Genomic DNA, 15,983 nt, shown 5'->3' on the forward strand with positions numbered 1-15,983 from the left:
CTTATTGGACTTGGTATACTGATAAGACGAGTAAAGGAGAAGTGAAAATGAAAAGTTATCGTTCGACGATTGCGGCTTGCTTTGTAGGGTACATCGTTCAAGCCGTCATCAATAATTTTGCCCCCTTATTATTTTTGACCTTTCAAAGCCAATACCAGCTACCGATCAGCCAGATTACTTTGCTGGTTAGTTTTAACTTTTTGACCCAGTTAGCCGTCGATTTTGCAGCAATCTTTTTTGTAGACCGCATCGGCTATCGAGTGTCGATCGTAGCCGCGCATTTTTTTGCAGCGATCGGCTTGATTGGTCTAGCCGTTTTTCCCTTATGGTTTCCGACCCCGTTTAGCGGATTGTTAGCAGCGGTTTTGTTGTATGCCATTGGCGGTGGCTTGCTGGAAGTCTTAGTCAGTCCCATCGTTGAAGCCTGTCCAACGGAACATAAGGAAAAAACGATGAGCATGCTGCACTCGTTTTATTGCTGGGGGTACGTGGGGGTCGTTTTGTTCTCAACGGCGTTCTTCATGGTGTTCGGTATTCAACAGTGGCCGATTTTGGCGATCATCTGGGCACTGATCCCGTTGGTCAATTTGTTTTTCTTTACCAAAGTCCCGTTGGCGCCAATCGTTGCCGAAGGAGAACGAGGGTTGACCACTCGGCAGCTCTTTTCCTTGAAAAGCTTTTGGCTGTTTCTGGTGATGATGGTCTGTGCTGGAGCCAGCGAACAAGCAGTCAGCCAATGGGCATCGACCTTTGCCGAACAGGGCTTAGGCGTTAGTAAGACGCTAGGCGATTTAGCAGGGCCAATGGTTTTTGCCTTGATGATGGGGATCTCCCGTTTGCTTTACGGCAAGTTTGGGGAACGCATCGATTTGAAACGCTTTATGTTTTTGAGTGTTTTGCTTTGCCTACTGGCGTATATGATGATCGGCTTTGCTTCATTGCCATTGATCGGGTTCCTTGGCTGCGGCTTAAGCGGTTTTGCCGTAGGGATTATGTGGCCAGGGGTCTTTAGTCTTTCTGCGCAATACATTCGCAACGGCGGAACGGCGCTATTTGCTTATTTGGCATTAGCAGGAGATTTAGGGTGTTCAATCGGACCCGCTGTCGTCGGCAGTATCGTCGAATGGACGGGACAACAGTTACAGGTTGGGATTCTAGGGGCGATCGTTTTCCCGATCATCTTGCTGGCAGGAATTTATTTGGTTCAACAAATGCACAAAAAACGACAGCTTCCGTTGCTGGTTTTTCAAGAATCCACAAAAGAATAAAAAAATTTTGGAGCAAATGCCGTCTTTTCATGGTATTTGCTTTTTGTTTTCTGAAATTCCTCTAGTCAAGATAGTTTCTATCCGCTATACTTTGACTTATTCATTTAAAAAGGAAGTGATGTTGTGAAAAGTCAATTGAAAAAAGAAATCAGTTTTTTTGGGGCATTATCGACAGTAATGGGAACGGTGATCGGCGCCGGCGTGTTTTTCAAAGCAGCGGCTGTGGTCCAGCAGACCCAATCCACCGGTTTGACCTTGTTGGTCTGGCTGCTTGCCGGCTTTCTAACGATTTGCGGCGGTTTGACGGTGGCGGAGTTAGCGACGGCGATTCCTGAGACTGGCGGACCCATTCGATATATTGAAAGAATTTATGGGAAATTACCCTCCTTTTTATTAGGCTGGGCACAAAGTATCATTTACTTTCCAGCAAACGTGGCGGCTTTAAGTATTATTTTTGCGACCCAGTGTTTGAACTTATTTCATCTACCCAGCAATTATTTGCTTCCTTTATCGATTTTGACCGGAACGAGTGTGACCTTGATCAATCTTTTGGGAACAAAAGCCGCTGCTCAAGTCCAGTCCGTCACGTTAGCAGTCAAGCTGATTCCGATTGCGGTGATCATCGTGGCGGGCCTGTTGACACCAGGGCAAGTATCGGTCTCATTGGTGGATTTTTCTTCCAATACTCAAGGATCGCTTGCAGCTGGCATCAGTAGTGCCCTCTTAGCAACCCTTTTTGCTTATGACGGCTGGATGGGAGTCGGTAATGTCGCTGGGGAAATGAAGCGACCCGAAAAAGATTTACCAAAAGCCATCATCTTTGGGTTGAGTTTTGTTACCTTGGTGTATGTGTTGATCAATGTTGCCTTTTTAAAAACATTGCCGATCGATCAAATCGCTGGTAATTTGAACAGTGCTTCAGAAACTGCGATGGCCTTGTTTGGTAGCTTTGGCGGAAAACTGGTCACGATCGGTATCCTGATCTCTGTGTATGGCGCATTGAACGGCTATACAATGACTGGCTTGCGGGTCCCATATGCCATGGCGTTGGAAGATGAGATTCCTTTCAGCAAGACCTTTGCCACTTTAAGTAAAACCACCAATGCACCCTATGCGGCGGCTTTTTTACAATTAGGGATCGCGTGTATCATGATGCTTTTAGGCACCTTTGATCTCTTGACCGATATGCTGGTTTTTGTTATGTGGTTCTTTAGTGTATTATTATTTGTAGGAGTTTTTCGTTTGCGAAAAACAGAACCGCAGATGAAGCGTCCGTATAAAGTTCCCTTCTATCCAATCATTCCCTTGATTGCGATCTTAGGTGGCTGTTTTATCTTGATTATGACCTTGATCACTGACACGTGGTTAGCAGTCGTGGGAATTGGCGTGACGTTACTAGGAATTCCCGTTTTTTATGGAAAAGCAAAAGGAAAAGCGAGAGGAGCGAAAGAATGAAGATCGTTGTACTTGATGGCTATGCGTTGAATCCAGGAGATTTGTCTTGGCAAGGGTTTGAAGAATTAGGAGAGGTGACGGTGTATGATCGTACCTTGTATACAGATAAACAAGAAATTATTGAGCGAATCGGCGATGCCGAAGCAATTTTGACAAATAAAACGCCGATCACCGCAGATGTGCTCAAAGCATGTCCGCAATTGACCTACATTGGGGTCTTGGCAACTGGATACAATGTCGTTGATTTGGCAGCAGCGAAGGAACAGGGAATCACCGTGACCAATATTCCTAGCTACAGTACCAATGCAGTGGCACAAGCGACCTTTGCTTTGCTGCTGGAAGTGACGAATCAAGTGGGACACCATAATCGTTCCGTGCATCAGGGCGACTGGCAAACCAGCAAAGATTTTTCTTATTGGCAGACACCATTGATGGAATTGGCAGGCAAAACGATTGGGCTGATTGGATATGGTGCGATTGCTCAAGCAGTTGCCACGATCGCTCATGCGTTTCAGTTGAAGGTGATCTACTTTAATCATCGACCAAAACCAGCACAAGCAGATTGGGCAAAACAAGTTTCGCTGGCGGAATTGTATCAAGAAGCAGATATCATCAGCCTTCATGTTCCGCAGTTTCCTGAGACAGAAAAAATGATCGATCGCACAGCATTGGCACAAATGAAATCTTCTGCGATCCTGATCAATACCGCCCGTGGCGGCTTGATCGATGAAGCGGCAGTTGCTGAAGCGCTGCAAACTGGGCAGATCGCAGCCTTGGCGGCAGATGTCGTTTCAAAAGAACCGATCGAAGCTGACAATCCCTTATTACAGGCGCCAAATTGCTATTTGACACCGCATATCGCTTGGGCACCCGTCGAAACGCGGCGTCGTTTGATGGGGATTGCTGTGGCGAACTTAAGCGGCTTTAAAGCAGGTACACCGCAAAATGTCGTGTAAGCAAAACGAGCAAGGAAAAGGACTTTGACAAAACAGGCGACTAGCAAAGCAGTTAGTCTCGCCGACACAGTAACCATTTCGACCAGTCATCCAGCCTCACAAGGTGATTGGTCGTAGGACTGGTGGTTTGTCTAAGTCTTTTTTTGCTGAAAATGAAAGGAGACGGTCTTGAAAAAGTATTATTATCTAGCGGCCTTTGTTAGCTTGCTGGTCTTAAGCTGGCTGATCCAAACCCAAAGTAGCCGCTTTTATGCACAGCCGATCATAGAAGTACAAACGGTTCAAGTCACCGCCGACCAGCAGCAGATCCAAGGGATCGTTCGTAACGGAGAAGAAGCTGGGGTACTACGGACAGTCACTACGCAATACACCCCCAACGGTGCGATTCATCCGTTGTATCAGACCGGACAACAGCTGCTTTTGCAAAAAGAAGGGGATGGCTGGCAGGTACAAGCACAAAAACGGGATGGGTATCTCTTTTTCTTCCTTGCCTTATTTTTGATGGCAGTAGTCGCAATTGGTGGCAAAAAGGGCTTGCGGGCTTTACTTAGTATCTTTGTGAATACTGGCTTGCTGCTCCTTTTTCTGTGGTTTCACAAAGGCAACAGCTCCTTTTCATTGGTCTTTTTGATGATCGTTTTTACGATCGTCTCGTTGGTTTTGACGATGGGGATTTCCTATGGCTTTCGTACGATCGACAGCCGTAAAATCATTGCCTCGTTAGCCAGCGTCCTCTTGGCGTTTTTTCTCTGTCGGTTCGCCATGGATCTTTTGCAAGATCATGGGTTGCGCTATGAAGAAATGTCGTTTCTGACCCGTCCGTATCGCAGTGTCTATCTAGGGAGTCTGCTGATTGGCGCGATTGGTGCCAGCATGGACAATATTGTCATGCTGATTGCCAGTCTAGATGAGATCCAGCGCATCAATCCCCAGACTAGCCGCAAGGAACGATTAGCGATCGGTCGATCCATCGCGCAAGATACGACTTCTTCGATGATCAATGTCTTGTTGTTTGCTTATTTAAGTGGGAGTATGCCAGCGCTATTGTTTTACCTAGCAAATGGCTGGCTGCTGTCGCAAGCATTGCCGATGCATCTTTCTTTAGAAATAGTGCGTACATTATGCGGCGGCTTTGCGCTGGTTTTATCGGTACCGTTGACGCTCCTTTGCTTTGAACTACAAAGGAGGAAAGCAAGATGAATGTTTTGTTTGTGTTGAGCTTGCTTTTTCTCTTGCTGACTTTCGCTGTTTTTCGGATCGAAGGGCTGTTTCAAGTCACTGGTCTGTTTATGAATGTGGCTGTCTTTCTAGCGCTTCTGGTCCTGATTGACCGAGGGGCACCGATCATACCAGCGGCTTGTGTTGCCTTTTTAGCCGTGGCGGCGATCACCTTGTTTTTCGTGAACGGCGTCAATCAGAAAACCAAAATTGCCTTTGTCTGTGTGTTGGTCTTCCTAGGGCTTTTTCTACTACTATTTCCGCTTGTGCTCTCTGCAATGAATCTGCATGGGTTTTCGGCAGAGGAACTGGATGAGTTGGCGATGTATTCCTTTGATGTAGCCATCGATTTTAAGACATTGATGACTGCGATCATTTTGATGAGTTTTTCGGGGGCGGTGGCAGATGGGAGTATGGCAATCAGCACTGCGACCTATGAACTTTTTCAAGCAAACCCGCAAGTCTCGATCAAGGCATTAAGTAAAAGTAGTATGACCGTGGTATCAGACGTATTGTCTTCAACGATCAATACCTTATTGTTTGCCTTTATGGGAAGTAATCTGGCGTTGATTGCGTGGTTTCAAGATTTGTCGATCTCCTTTGGTGAAATGGTCAATTCGAAGGCGTTCGTCTCAGAATTGGTCGTTTGTTTGGTCACGGGTCTGGCAGCGGTGATTATTTTACCCATCACCGCATGGGCAGCAAGTTGGTATTTTTTGAAAAGAAACCGAATGGAATAGGAAGGGGCGCAACCACCATGGAACCACTAATTGAAACTAAGCGATTAGTCCTGCGAGAAATGAGTCATGACGATCGACCAGCGATTGAAAAGATTTTGCAAGATCCAGAAGTTATGATTGCCTATGAAGGACCCTTCAGTGAGCAAGAAGTCACTGGTTGGATCGACAAACAGCTGCAACGCTATCAAAACGATCACATTGGCTTGTGGCTAGTGATTGAGAAAGCATCCGGGCAAGCGATCGGTCAATGCGGGTTGACATGGCAAGACGTCAAGGGAGAAGCCGTTTTAGAAATTGGGTACTTGTTTCAAAAGAACTTCTGGCATCATGGGTTTGCCACAGAAGCCGCCCAGGCTTGTAAAGGCTATGCGTTTGCAACGCTGAATGCCGCCATTGTTTATTCGATCATTCGTGAGACCAATCAAGCCTCCATAAATGTGGCATTGCGCAATGGAATGAAGCTGGTGGATCGCTTTGTCAAACACTATCGGCAAGTGGACATGCCGCATCTTGTGTATGCTGTGGCGAAAGAGATGTGAAAAACGTAAGAATGCTTTTTTCGATTTAGACAATGAAACGCCCTTAGAAAGTTAGCTTTTTCTAACTTTCTAGGGGCGTTTTTTATGCTTGCGTAAAGCTTTTTCGTTCGATGAGTTCAGCCCCTAAAAGGACTGTTTTGGTGATCGCTCGAGGATGAACGATCTGATCCACCAATAAATCGATCGCGGTTTTGGCGATTTCCTCCACATCAATTTTAAACGTTGTTAGAGGGGGAGCCACAAATTTTGCGATCTCATTGTCGTTGATACTGATTAATTCCAAGCGATCAGGAGTGATGATGGATCGTTCATTTAACGCTTGGAGCACACCAACTGCGATGGTGTCAGAAGCCACAAAGAGCGCCTCTGGCAAATTGTCACCAAGGGATTCCACCATTTTTTTCGCCAAACGATAGCCGGTTTCAACGGAAAAATTGCCACCACTAAATAAGAACGCCTCATCGAGCGCATCTCGACGAGCCAGCGTTTGACGGAAGATGACCTCGCGACTATCCATTTCTGCACATTGGGTATCAGGATTTAGATAAGCACCACCAATAAAGCCGATCTTTCGGTATCCTTTTGTTAAAAATAGATCGATCGCCAGTTGCGTCATTCGATCAGTATCAGGTTTGACCGTATCGAACAGCTCTGGACAGGGGTTGATTTCCAAAAGGACGCCATAGGGGCAAACGGATTTGAACTGCTGCGTTTCATTCTCAGTGAAAGAGCCAATCCCAATAAATCCGGCGACTTCTTGCAGTGTTTCTAAAACATCATCTTCATGGGTGATCAGTTGAATTTCCAAATTGTTGATTTTCGCATATTTTTCTAAAGAGATACGCAATTGTCGAAAATAGACATCTTGCAGCTCTTCTTGTTCTGTCAGCCAGAAAAGGACGGCGATTTTTTCTAGTGTTGTTTTTATTTTTGAGCGATCATAACCTAGTGATAAAGCGGTATGAATAATTTTTTGACGCGTATCGGCTGCGATCGACAATGATTCGTCGCCTTTCAATAATCGGGAAACAGTCGCTTGTGAAAAGCCTGATTGCTCGGCAATTTTTTTTATTGTAACCAATCTTCTTCACCTCTTTCTTCTAGTATACGCTAACAACTTTACCAAGTAAATGAATTTACTAAATATATTTACTGAATAGTGAAAATTTAGAGCGTGGTGGTATTTTGAAAAAATATTTGTGAGATAAACCTTGGTTTTATCCGTTTATTTACTTCGTTGAAGAAATTAATTTAGTAAAACTATTTACATATTAAGTAAAATAATTTATTATAAACAAGAAGATAGCGTTTGCAAAATAAAGAAAAGGTGGAGAAATGATGATGAAAAAAATGTCTCGAGTTCTTTTTTTAAGTGTAGCAGCTTTAGGATTAGGTGCTTGCGGTCCACAAAGTGAAGGGACAGATAGTACTGCAGCAAATAGTGGCAGCGATAAGGACTATGATCTATTGGTCTGGGAAGACCAAGCAAAATCAGCTGGGATTGAAGAGGCAGTCAAACAATTTGAAGAAGAACACGATGTGACGATCAAAGTGGTCGAAAAAGCCTATGGTGGACAGATCGAAGATTTACGATTGGATGGACCCGCTGGTACAGGTGCGGATGTCATCACGATTCCTGGCGATCAAATCGGTACAGCCGTTACCGAAGGTTTGTTGAAAGAATTAACAGTCGATCAAACGCTACAAGAGCTGTATACAGAATCAGCAATGCAATCGCAAATCGTTGACGGCAAAGTCTACGGCTTACCAAAAGCGGTTGAAACACAAATTTTGTATTATAACAAAGAACTAATTTCCGAAGAAGACTTGCCACAGACAACGGATGAGTGGCTGGAGTATTCCAAGTCTGTCTTAGATGCTGACAGTTATGGGTTACTGGCATTATGGGATCAAATTTATTACGCACAAGGTGTATTGAGCGGTTATGGCGGTTATGTTTTTGGCGAGAATGCCGATGGATCCTATGACCCTGAAGATATTGGATTAGCTAATGAAGGCGCGATCGAAGGAGCAGACTATATCCAACAATTTTATGATGCAGGTGTTTTTCCATCGGGATTGGTCGGTGAACAAGGAATCAATGTGTTGGACTCTTTATTTACGGAAGGAAAAGCTGCCGCTGTCATCTCGGGACCATGGAACTTGTCTCCATATAAAGAAGCGGGCATCGACTATGGTGTGAAAGAATTGCCATTATTAGGCAATGGTGAACATATGGGCTCCTTTATCGGTGTCAAAAGCTACAACGTAAGTAGCTATTCCCAAAACCCTGAATTAGCTGAAGCATTCGTCAAATTTATCAGCAATGAAGAAAATTCAAAAGGTCGTTATGAAAAAACACAGGAAGTACCAGCGGTTGCTTCATTGGCAGATGATCCAGCAGTTCAAGAAAGTGAAAGTGCTGCAGCCATTGCCGCTCAGTCCCAACACGCAGAACTAACGCCTGGGATCACTGAAATGAATTCAGTATGGGAACCAATGGATGCCGCATTGCAAACCATTGCTACTGGAAAGGCTGAACCGAAAACAGCTTTACCACAAGCAGTCGAACAGATCAAATCAGCCATTGCGGCAATTCAAAACTAGAAAGTCGTCTCAAGGACAAACGTTTCGGAGGTCATTCATCACTAGGAATCAAGTAAGGCCGAACGAAACGTTTGTCAGCGGCTTTTTCTTACAGGGGGCGAAAATGTGAAAAACACGCAGTCGTATGCAAAACGAGCAATGCTATTCTCGATCATACCAGGATTCGGTCAATTTTATAATCGGCAAAAAATCAAAGGCGCTTTATTTTTCTTCTTTTTTGCTATGTATCTTGTCGTCTTTAAAGATTTATTTAATATGGGACTTTGGGGCATCGTGACATTAGGCGTGGAAGTGCCGAGAGACAATTCCATCTTTTTATTAGCAGAAGGATTAGTTGCCTTGATCGTCATCGGTTTTGGTCTGTTGTTCTATTATTTAAACATCCGTGATGCCTATAAAAACGGTGAATTAAGAGATAATGAGCTACCAGTCAACTCTATCCGTGAAAGCTACCAGGCACTATTAAGAGAAGGTTATCCTTATTTAATGAGTAGCCCAGCATTTTTCTTACTCGTGTTTTCTGTTATTTTTCCGATTCTCTTTAGTATCGCGTTAGCTTTTACGAACTATGATCTGTATCATTCTGCACCTGCCAATTTAGCAGATTGGGTGGGATTAGAGACCTTTAAGAAGATTTTTACTGTCGATATTTGGCGTAGTACCTTCTTCAATGTTCTGGGCTGGACAGTTATCTGGACCTTGATCGCCTCAACGTTACAAGTTTCTATCGGAATATTTTTAGCGGTGCTGGTGCATCAAAAAGAATTACGACTCAAAAAGTTCTTTCGAACGATTTTGATCCTCCCATGGGCAGTTCCGGGATTTGTTACGATCTTGGTGTTTTCAGGAATGTTCAATGATTCCTTTGGTGCGATCAATCATTCGATTTTGAATTTCTTCCAGATTTCACCGATTCCTTGGCTAACGAGTGCGAATTGGACCCGCTTAGCTTTGCTACTGATTCAAGGCTGGCTAGGCTTTCCGTATATTTTTATCGTGACTACAGGGACGCTGCAATCCATTCCGGATGATTTGTATGAGGCGGCGACCATCGATGGTGCTTCAGCTATGCAAAAATTCCGCCGAATCACATTGCCATTACTGCTTTATGCAATGGCACCGATTTTGATTACGCAATATACGTTTAACTTCAACAATTTCAATATCATTTATCTGTTTAATTCTGGTGGACCGGCAGTTCCTGGTTCGACCGCTGGTGGTACCGATATTTTGGTTTCGTGGATCTATAAGCTCACGATGCAAAATAGTCAATATGCATTAGCAGCAGCGTTGACGATTCTCTTATCGATCGTCGTGATCGCGATTGCTTTATGGCAATTCCGCCGAACAAATTCATTCAAGGAGGTTGGATAAGATATGAAGGCAGCAAGTATGAAGAAACAAAAATTTGTCCGCCTATCCTTGACGTATCTCGTACTGATTTTTACGGTAGTAGTGATCGTCTACCCTTTACTTTGGACGATCGGTGCTAGTTTTAATCCTGGGAACAGTTTAGTAAGTACGAGTTTGATTCCGACGAGTCCGACATTAAGTCACTACACGAAATTGTTTGCTGGTGACAACTCGCTTTATTATAGTCAATGGTATTTGAATTCATTAAAAATCAGTGTATGCACCATGTTCTTGTCACTGATTTTTGTCTCCATGACGGCGTATTCCTTTTCACGATTTCGTTTTGCAGGCCGTAAAAATGGGTTGATGCTGTTCTTACTCCTACAAATGATCCCGCAGTTCTCTGCCTTGATCGCAATTTTTGTATTGGCGCAAATGCTCGGCTTGATCAATAGCCATTGGTTGCTGATCTTGATTTACGTTGGGGGCCAGATTCCCATGAACACGTACTTATTGAAAGGGTATTTTGACTCGATCCCGTTAGATTTAGACGAGAGTGCCAAGATAGATGGCGCAAGCAATACGCGAATATTCTGGCAAATTTTGATTCCTTTATCACGACCAATGCTGGCAGTCGTTGCCATGAATGGCTTTACTGGACCACTTGGAGACTTTGCCCTGTCTTCTGTGATTTTACGTAATCCTGAGTACTATACATTACCCATCGGGTTATACAAATTAGTCACGGATAAAATGGGAGCCAGCTATACAACTTTTGCGGCAGGGGCTATTTTGATCAGTATTCCGATCGCGCTCGTCTTTATTGCATTACAAAAACATTTTGTCTCCGGTTTGACCGCTGGTGGCACAAAAGGATAGGAAGAGAAGATGACAAGATATAACTTAGAAGAACGCTTTTTACATGGTGGGGATTATAATCCTGACCAGTGGCTAAATTATCCCGAGATCTTAGCTAAAGATTTAGAACTAATGGAAAAAGCTCATGCTAATACATTTTCCCTTGGTATTTTTGCTTGGAGTGCCTTAGAGCCAGCAGAAGGGGTGTTTCAATTTGAATGGTTAGACAAAATCATGGATGAGCTCGCCGAACGAAACAGCAACGTCATTTTAGCGACGCCAAGCGGCGCGCGTCCTGCCTGGTTGTCTAAAGCATACCCTGAAGTTCTACGGACCAATGAAAAACGGGAAAAAATGATACACGGCGGGCGTCACAATCACTGCTTTTCTTCACCGATCTATCGTGAGAAAGTGGCGATCATCAATCGGAAATTAGCTGAACGCTACCACGATCACCCAGCACTATTGATGTGGCATATTTCCAATGAGTATTCTGGAGATTGTCATTGTCCCATTTGCCAAGAAAACTTTCGTCAGTGGGTCAAGCAGAAGTACCAAACATTAGCAGCCTTGAATGAGGCCTGGTGGGGACCTTTCTGGAGCCATACGATCACCGATTGGTCGCAAATCGAATCTCCTTCACCGATCGGCGAAATGCAAGTTCATGGACTAAATCTAGACTGGCATCGTTTTGTGACCGATCAGACCATTGATTTCTATGAACATGAGATCAAAGACATTCGTCGTTTGTCTCCAGATGTGCCGATCACAACGAATTTCATGGCAGATACCCGAGATTTGATTCCCTTTTATAGCCTTGATTATGGAAAATTTGCCCAGCATGTGGATGTCATTAGTTGGGATTGTTATCCTGCTTGGCATAATGATTGGGGAACGACCGCTGATTTGGCAAGTAAGGTTGGGTTTATCAATGATCAGTACCGTAGCTTGAAAAAGCAACCCTTTTTGATCATGGAATCAACCCCTAGTGGTGTGAATTGGCATCCAGTCAATCGCACGAAACGCCCCGGGATGCATCTGTTGTCTTCTATGCAATTTATTGCTCACGGTTCAGATAGTAATCTTTATTTCCAATGGCGAAAATCTCGAGGCTCATCTGAGAAGTTCCATGGGGCCGTCGTGGACCATGACAACGACGAACAGAATCGTGTTTTTCAAGATGTAGCCGAAGTGGGAAAAGCCTTAGAAGAAATCAAAGAAATCAAAGGATTGCACAAAAAAGCCAAAGTGGCGATCATCTATGATTGGGATAACAATTGGGCGCTCAATGATGCGCAAGGTTTTGGTTTGGAGAGCAAACGCTACCCACAAACGTTGCAAGAGCATTATCGCTATTTTTGGGATCATGACATCGCGGTTGATGTCATCACGAAAGACCATGACTTTGACTCTTACCAATTGATCATCGCTCCGATGCTTTACCTTTTACCAAAAGAAACTATGAAAAAGTTTCAACAGTATACGAAAAATGGCGGGACGCTGGTTTCCACTTATTTGACGGGGATCGTGAATGAAACGGACTTGACCTATTTAGGGGGCTGGCCCCAAGAGTTAGAAGAACTGTTTGGTGTGTCTGTGAAAGAAATCGATACGTTATATCCGAAACAAAAAAATTTGCTTTTAATGAAGGAGCAGCAGTACCAAATTCATGATTATTGTAGTGTTGTTCAAACAAACACTGCCCAAACGTTAGGGGTCTACGGTGCTGATTTTTACCAAGGTCAAGCTGCAGTGACCGTAAATGATTATGGTGAAGGAAGTGCCTACTATCTTGGGGGACGGACGGATCAAGCCTTTTTGGAAGACTTCTATCAAGAAGTAACACAACAGCTTCGCATACAAAATGAGTGGGTCCGTCAAGGTTCAACGAACGTGTCGATCCAAAGTAGAGAAAGTCAGCAAGAGCAGCTTACTCCGACTACCTATTATTTTGTGATGAATTTTTCCGAAGAAAATCAAGAAGTAGAGGTAGCAACTACAGGAGTCGATTTGCTTACTGGAAAAACGACAAACCAAAAGCTTCAGTTGGCGCCTTATGAGGTGCAGATTATCAAAGTGACAGCACCAGAACAATAAAAACTATTGTGTCAATTATATGAAAAAAGAAGTACTTACGTTGATGAAAAAACGTAAGTACTTCTTTTTTATAGAGAGTGTTTTAATTTTCTTGCGCAAATTCGGCAGCTTTTGTTCCTGCTTGGCGTCCGAAGATGATGATATCGGCAACGGCATTACCGCCAATTCGGTTTTCACCATGCAACCCACCAGTTACTTCACCGGCTGCAAAAAGACCTGGAATGATCTCGTTATCCGTAGCGATCACTTCTGTGTTGGTGTTGATCTTCACGCCGCCCATCGTGTGGTGGATACCAGGAGCGATGGCAATGGCATAGTAAGGTCCTGTTGACAAATCGTTGTCCATTGCTGTGCTGCGTCCAAAGGCTTCGTCTTCACCAGCAGCCACACTGCTGTTCCACGTAGCGATCGTGTCAGCAAGCGCTGCTTCAGGCATGTCCAATTCTTTTGCTAATTCTTCGATCGTGTCAGCGGATTTGACTAACCCTTGTTGCTCGTAAAAATCAATGGCTGTCACGCGTTCTTTGACACCTGCATCAAAAACTAACGTTGCTGATTTTTCAGGTAGGGCAATGATCGCTTCAGAGACTTTGTCTCGTGTTTCCATTTCATTGAAGAATCGTTCGCCTTCTTGATTGACCAAGATCGCGCCTTCTCCACGGACAGCTTCAGTGATTAACAGTGATTTCGACTGATCCACTGTTGGGTGGATTTGGATTTGCTCTAAATCAACCGTTTGTCCACCTAATGCTTCGATCATTTTGATCCCATCACCAGTCGAACCCTCTTGGTTCGTTGTCACGTAGTCTGCCAATTCTGGTTTGTATTCGGTGATCATGTCGAAATTGGCACCGAAACCGCCTGTTGTAACGACAACTGCTTTGGCATCAATGGTTTGTTCGGTTCCTTCTACTTCAACGGTCACCCCGTTGACTTGGCCATCTTCTTCATTGATTTCTTTGACATCGGCATTCACAAAAATTGGGATTTCCAATTCGTGGATGTTGCGCATCAAGCCATCAACTAAGTATTCCCCAACAGCAGAACCATCCGATGGACGGTGCGTTCTTTTTTCACTCATCCCGCCAGTCGTTGTTAAGTTGTCTAAAGTGATACCCATGGAATCTAACCAATCGATCGCTTCTGCTGAATGATCCACAAAGTAGCGCAACAATTCTTCATCATTGGTGTTGTGACCGCCAGCTAATGTTTCTTCATAAAATAGATCGTTTGAATCTTCGATGCCTTCTGCTTCTTGGAATTTGGTTTCTGAAGCGTTCATTCCTGCTGAAGATTTCAATGTATTTCCACCAGAAATTGGCATTTTTTCTAAAATAACTGGGTTTGCGCCAGCTTCTTTTGCTTGGATCGCAGCGGCCATTCCAGCGCCACCTGCACCGACGATCACGACATCGTAGCTGTCTGCAAGTTCGCTAGGGTCTGTGTATTCTTGACCAGATGCAGCAGAAGTTGCATCTGTTTCTTCATTAGCAGATGAACCAGTACTTGAGCTGCTGCTTGTTTGTGAATCAGCGCCACAAGCACTCAAAGTTGCTAACGAGGTTAGGACTAATAGTGTTTGGAAAATTTTCTTCATTGTTTTTATTCCTCCTAAAACTTTTTCCAAATCAAAGACTAACATAGTTGTCATGTTATTTTTAGCTTTTGTTCGAAAAATCACATAATAATTAGAAAAGTTTAATTTATAAAGCGTTTTAGTCGAGATGAAAGGGTTTCTTGGTCATCATAAAAGAGAGTGAATTCGTGAATTTATGGAAATAGAAGAATTGTTGATTCTTTGATTTGTTTGGTATTAATCATAAAGGGAGAAAGCGAAGAGGCTTTGATTCGCCTCTCTTCTGTTATTGAAAAAACGTACGTCACTGAGGTGCCGAGGAATGATCTCTTTTATTAAGAATAAATCAAATGCTTTGCGCTCAAAAGATAGAAAGAAATTGATGGCATCCGTGTTTGTGGGCACCAACTTTTACTCAATAAATAAAGATAGAATCTTAGTTTTCAAGAGTCATTGCCAAGAAACTGTGGTGTTTCTTAAAAAATCAAGAGAACTGTCTTGCAAAACCAATCCTTTCTTGTATAATAAAAATAAGTTAGGTCTACCTAAAAAATAAATAAACTATCCTTAACTATGGAAATGGAGTGAAAATAATGATTACTTTTTCAGAAATATCCGCAGCCTATGATGGCGATCATCAAGTGATCTCGGATTTGTCGTTTCAAGTAGAAAAACCGTCGATCGTAGGGATCATTGGTCCAAATGGGGCAGGGAAGTCAACGCTGATCAAAGCGGCGTTGAAATTGATCCCTTCCAGTGGGAACATGAGTGTCGACAAAAAAGCGTTAAAAGACTTTCAAAAGGAAATTGCCTATGTCGAACAAAAGACCGCGGTTGATTACACGTTTCCGATCACAGTCAAAGAAGTCGTATCTTTAGGCTTGTATCCTAAGATGCGCATGTTCCAAAGGATGTCGGCAAACGATTGGCAGAAAGTGACAGCCGCTCTGGCAGCGGTAGAAATGGAATCCTTTGCGGAACGTCAGATTGGGGAATTGTCCGGCGGGCAGTTTCAGCGGGTCTTGATTGCTCGAACGTTGGTGCAAGATGCCAACTATATTTTCCTCGATGAGCCCTTTGTAGGGATCGATGCCACCAGTGAAGCGATCATCGTCGGCCTGTTGCGTAACTTGCGAGATGCTGGCAAGACGATTTTTATCGTTCACCATGATCTGGGGAAAATCACCGAATACTTTGATTACTTGGTTCTGCTCAATCAAACCCTGATCGCTGCGGGACCAGTCAGTGAAGTCTTTACCGAGAGCAATTTGAAGCAAACATTTGGCGATGCGATCATCGTGAAAGGAGGCGTTTAA

13 protein-coding genes are annotated in these 15,983 nt (G+C 43.8%); 11 read left to right on the forward strand and 2 right to left on the reverse strand.

Going from position 1 to position 15,983, the window contains the following annotated elements; translation table 11 throughout:
• Nucleotides 1-47: 47 nt before the first annotated feature.
• The 6 genes from IGI76_RS05165 (at nucleotide 48) to IGI76_RS05190 (ending at nucleotide 6,176) form a co-directional block, all read left to right on the forward strand.
• The gene (locus IGI76_RS05165) at nucleotides 48-1,268 is read left to right on the forward strand and encodes an MFS transporter (protein WP_010747782.1); all 1,221 of its coding nucleotides are present in this window, start codon (nucleotides 48-50) and stop codon (nucleotides 1,266-1,268) included.
• Nucleotides 1,269-1,391: 123 nt separating this feature from the next.
• Nucleotides 1,392-2,723, forward strand: a complete 1,332-nt coding sequence (locus tag IGI76_RS05170; protein WP_010747783.1) for an APC family permease — start codon at nucleotides 1,392-1,394, stop codon at nucleotides 2,721-2,723.
• Nucleotides 2,720-3,679, forward strand: a complete 960-nt coding sequence (locus IGI76_RS05175; RefSeq protein WP_270266428.1) for a D-2-hydroxyacid dehydrogenase — start codon at nucleotides 2,720-2,722, stop codon at nucleotides 3,677-3,679. Before IGI76_RS05170 ends, IGI76_RS05175 begins: the two co-directional genes overlap by 4 nt.
• Before the next feature lie 168 nt (nucleotides 3,680-3,847).
• Nucleotides 3,848-4,879, forward strand: coding sequence for a YibE/F family protein (locus tag IGI76_RS05180; protein WP_005225525.1), 1,032 nt, complete (start codon nucleotides 3,848-3,850; stop codon nucleotides 4,877-4,879).
• Nucleotides 4,876-5,637, forward strand: coding sequence for a YibE/F family protein (locus IGI76_RS05185; RefSeq protein WP_167822994.1), 762 nt, complete (start codon nucleotides 4,876-4,878; stop codon nucleotides 5,635-5,637). The genes IGI76_RS05180 and IGI76_RS05185 overlap by 4 nt, the downstream gene beginning before the upstream one ends.
• A gap of 17 nt (nucleotides 5,638-5,654) precedes the next feature.
• On the forward strand, nucleotides 5,655-6,176 hold the full coding sequence (locus tag IGI76_RS05190; RefSeq protein WP_086294879.1) for a GNAT family N-acetyltransferase: 522 nt from the start codon (nucleotides 5,655-5,657) through the stop codon (nucleotides 6,174-6,176).
• A gap of 82 nt (nucleotides 6,177-6,258) precedes the next feature.
• Here the strand turns inward: IGI76_RS05190 and IGI76_RS05195 are convergent, their stop codons facing one another.
• Nucleotides 6,259-7,257, reverse strand: a complete 999-nt coding sequence (locus IGI76_RS05195; RefSeq protein ID WP_270266436.1) for a LacI family DNA-binding transcriptional regulator — start codon at nucleotides 7,255-7,257, stop codon at nucleotides 6,259-6,261.
• A gap of 254 nt (nucleotides 7,258-7,511) precedes the next feature.
• On the opposite strand from IGI76_RS05195, the gene IGI76_RS05200 reads away from it, so the two are divergent.
• The 4 genes from IGI76_RS05200 (at nucleotide 7,512) to IGI76_RS05215 (ending at nucleotide 13,091) form a co-directional block, all read left to right on the forward strand.
• Nucleotides 7,512-8,783: an extracellular solute-binding protein gene (locus IGI76_RS05200; protein WP_201688730.1), complete on the forward strand. Its 1,272-nt coding sequence runs from the start codon at nucleotides 7,512-7,514 to the stop codon at nucleotides 8,781-8,783.
• Nucleotides 8,784-8,921: 138 nt separating this feature from the next.
• Entirely contained in the window at nucleotides 8,922-10,157 is a 1,236-nt protein-coding gene (locus IGI76_RS05205) for a carbohydrate ABC transporter permease (protein WP_270266589.1), read from the forward strand.
• A gap of 3 nt (nucleotides 10,158-10,160) precedes the next feature.
• The gene (locus tag IGI76_RS05210; protein WP_081116596.1) at nucleotides 10,161-11,015 is read left to right on the forward strand and encodes a sugar ABC transporter permease; all 855 of its coding nucleotides are present in this window, start codon (nucleotides 10,161-10,163) and stop codon (nucleotides 11,013-11,015) included.
• A gap of 9 nt (nucleotides 11,016-11,024) precedes the next feature.
• Complete coding sequence (locus tag IGI76_RS05215) at nucleotides 11,025-13,091, forward strand: beta-galactosidase (RefSeq protein WP_270266441.1); 2,067 nt, start codon at nucleotides 11,025-11,027, stop codon at nucleotides 13,089-13,091.
• 82 nt (nucleotides 13,092-13,173) lie between these two features.
• Here the strand turns inward: IGI76_RS05215 and IGI76_RS05220 are convergent, their stop codons facing one another.
• Nucleotides 13,174-14,688, reverse strand: coding sequence for a flavocytochrome c (locus IGI76_RS05220; RefSeq protein WP_034857667.1), 1,515 nt, complete (start codon nucleotides 14,686-14,688; stop codon nucleotides 13,174-13,176).
• Between the two features lie 572 nt (nucleotides 14,689-15,260).
• On the opposite strand from IGI76_RS05220, the gene IGI76_RS05225 reads away from it, so the two are divergent.
• On the forward strand, nucleotides 15,261-15,983 hold the full coding sequence (locus IGI76_RS05225; protein WP_060791832.1) for a metal ABC transporter ATP-binding protein: 723 nt from the start codon (nucleotides 15,261-15,263) through the stop codon (nucleotides 15,981-15,983).

Origin of the sequence: Enterococcus sp. DIV2449a, assembly GCF_051711225.1 — a bacterium.
Lineage (GTDB): Bacteria > Bacillota > Bacilli > Lactobacillales > Enterococcaceae > Enterococcus_D > Enterococcus_D casseliflavus.

Coding starts and splice junctions, on each gene's coding strand:
- IGI76_RS05210 (WP_081116596.1), top strand. CDS start 10,161: ATGAAGGCAGCAAGTATGAAGAAACAAAAATTTGTCCGCCTATCCTTG.
- IGI76_RS05190 (WP_086294879.1), top strand. CDS start 5,655: ATGGAACCACTAATTGAAACTAAGCGATTAGTCCTGCGAGAAATGAGT.
- IGI76_RS05175 (WP_270266428.1), top strand. CDS start 2,720: ATGAAGATCGTTGTACTTGATGGCTATGCGTTGAATCCAGGAGATTTG.
- IGI76_RS05185 (WP_167822994.1), top strand. CDS start 4,876: ATGAATGTTTTGTTTGTGTTGAGCTTGCTTTTTCTCTTGCTGACTTTC.
- IGI76_RS05220 (WP_034857667.1), bottom strand. CDS start 14,688: ATGAAGAAAATTTTCCAAACACTATTAGTCCTAACCTCGTTAGCAACT.
- IGI76_RS05225 (WP_060791832.1), top strand. CDS start 15,261: ATGATTACTTTTTCAGAAATATCCGCAGCCTATGATGGCGATCATCAA.
- IGI76_RS05165 (WP_010747782.1), top strand. CDS start 48: ATGAAAAGTTATCGTTCGACGATTGCGGCTTGCTTTGTAGGGTACATC.
- IGI76_RS05205 (WP_270266589.1), top strand. CDS start 8,922: ATGCTATTCTCGATCATACCAGGATTCGGTCAATTTTATAATCGGCAA.
- IGI76_RS05215 (WP_270266441.1), top strand. CDS start 11,025: ATGACAAGATATAACTTAGAAGAACGCTTTTTACATGGTGGGGATTAT.
- IGI76_RS05200 (WP_201688730.1), top strand. CDS start 7,512: ATGATGATGAAAAAAATGTCTCGAGTTCTTTTTTTAAGTGTAGCAGCT.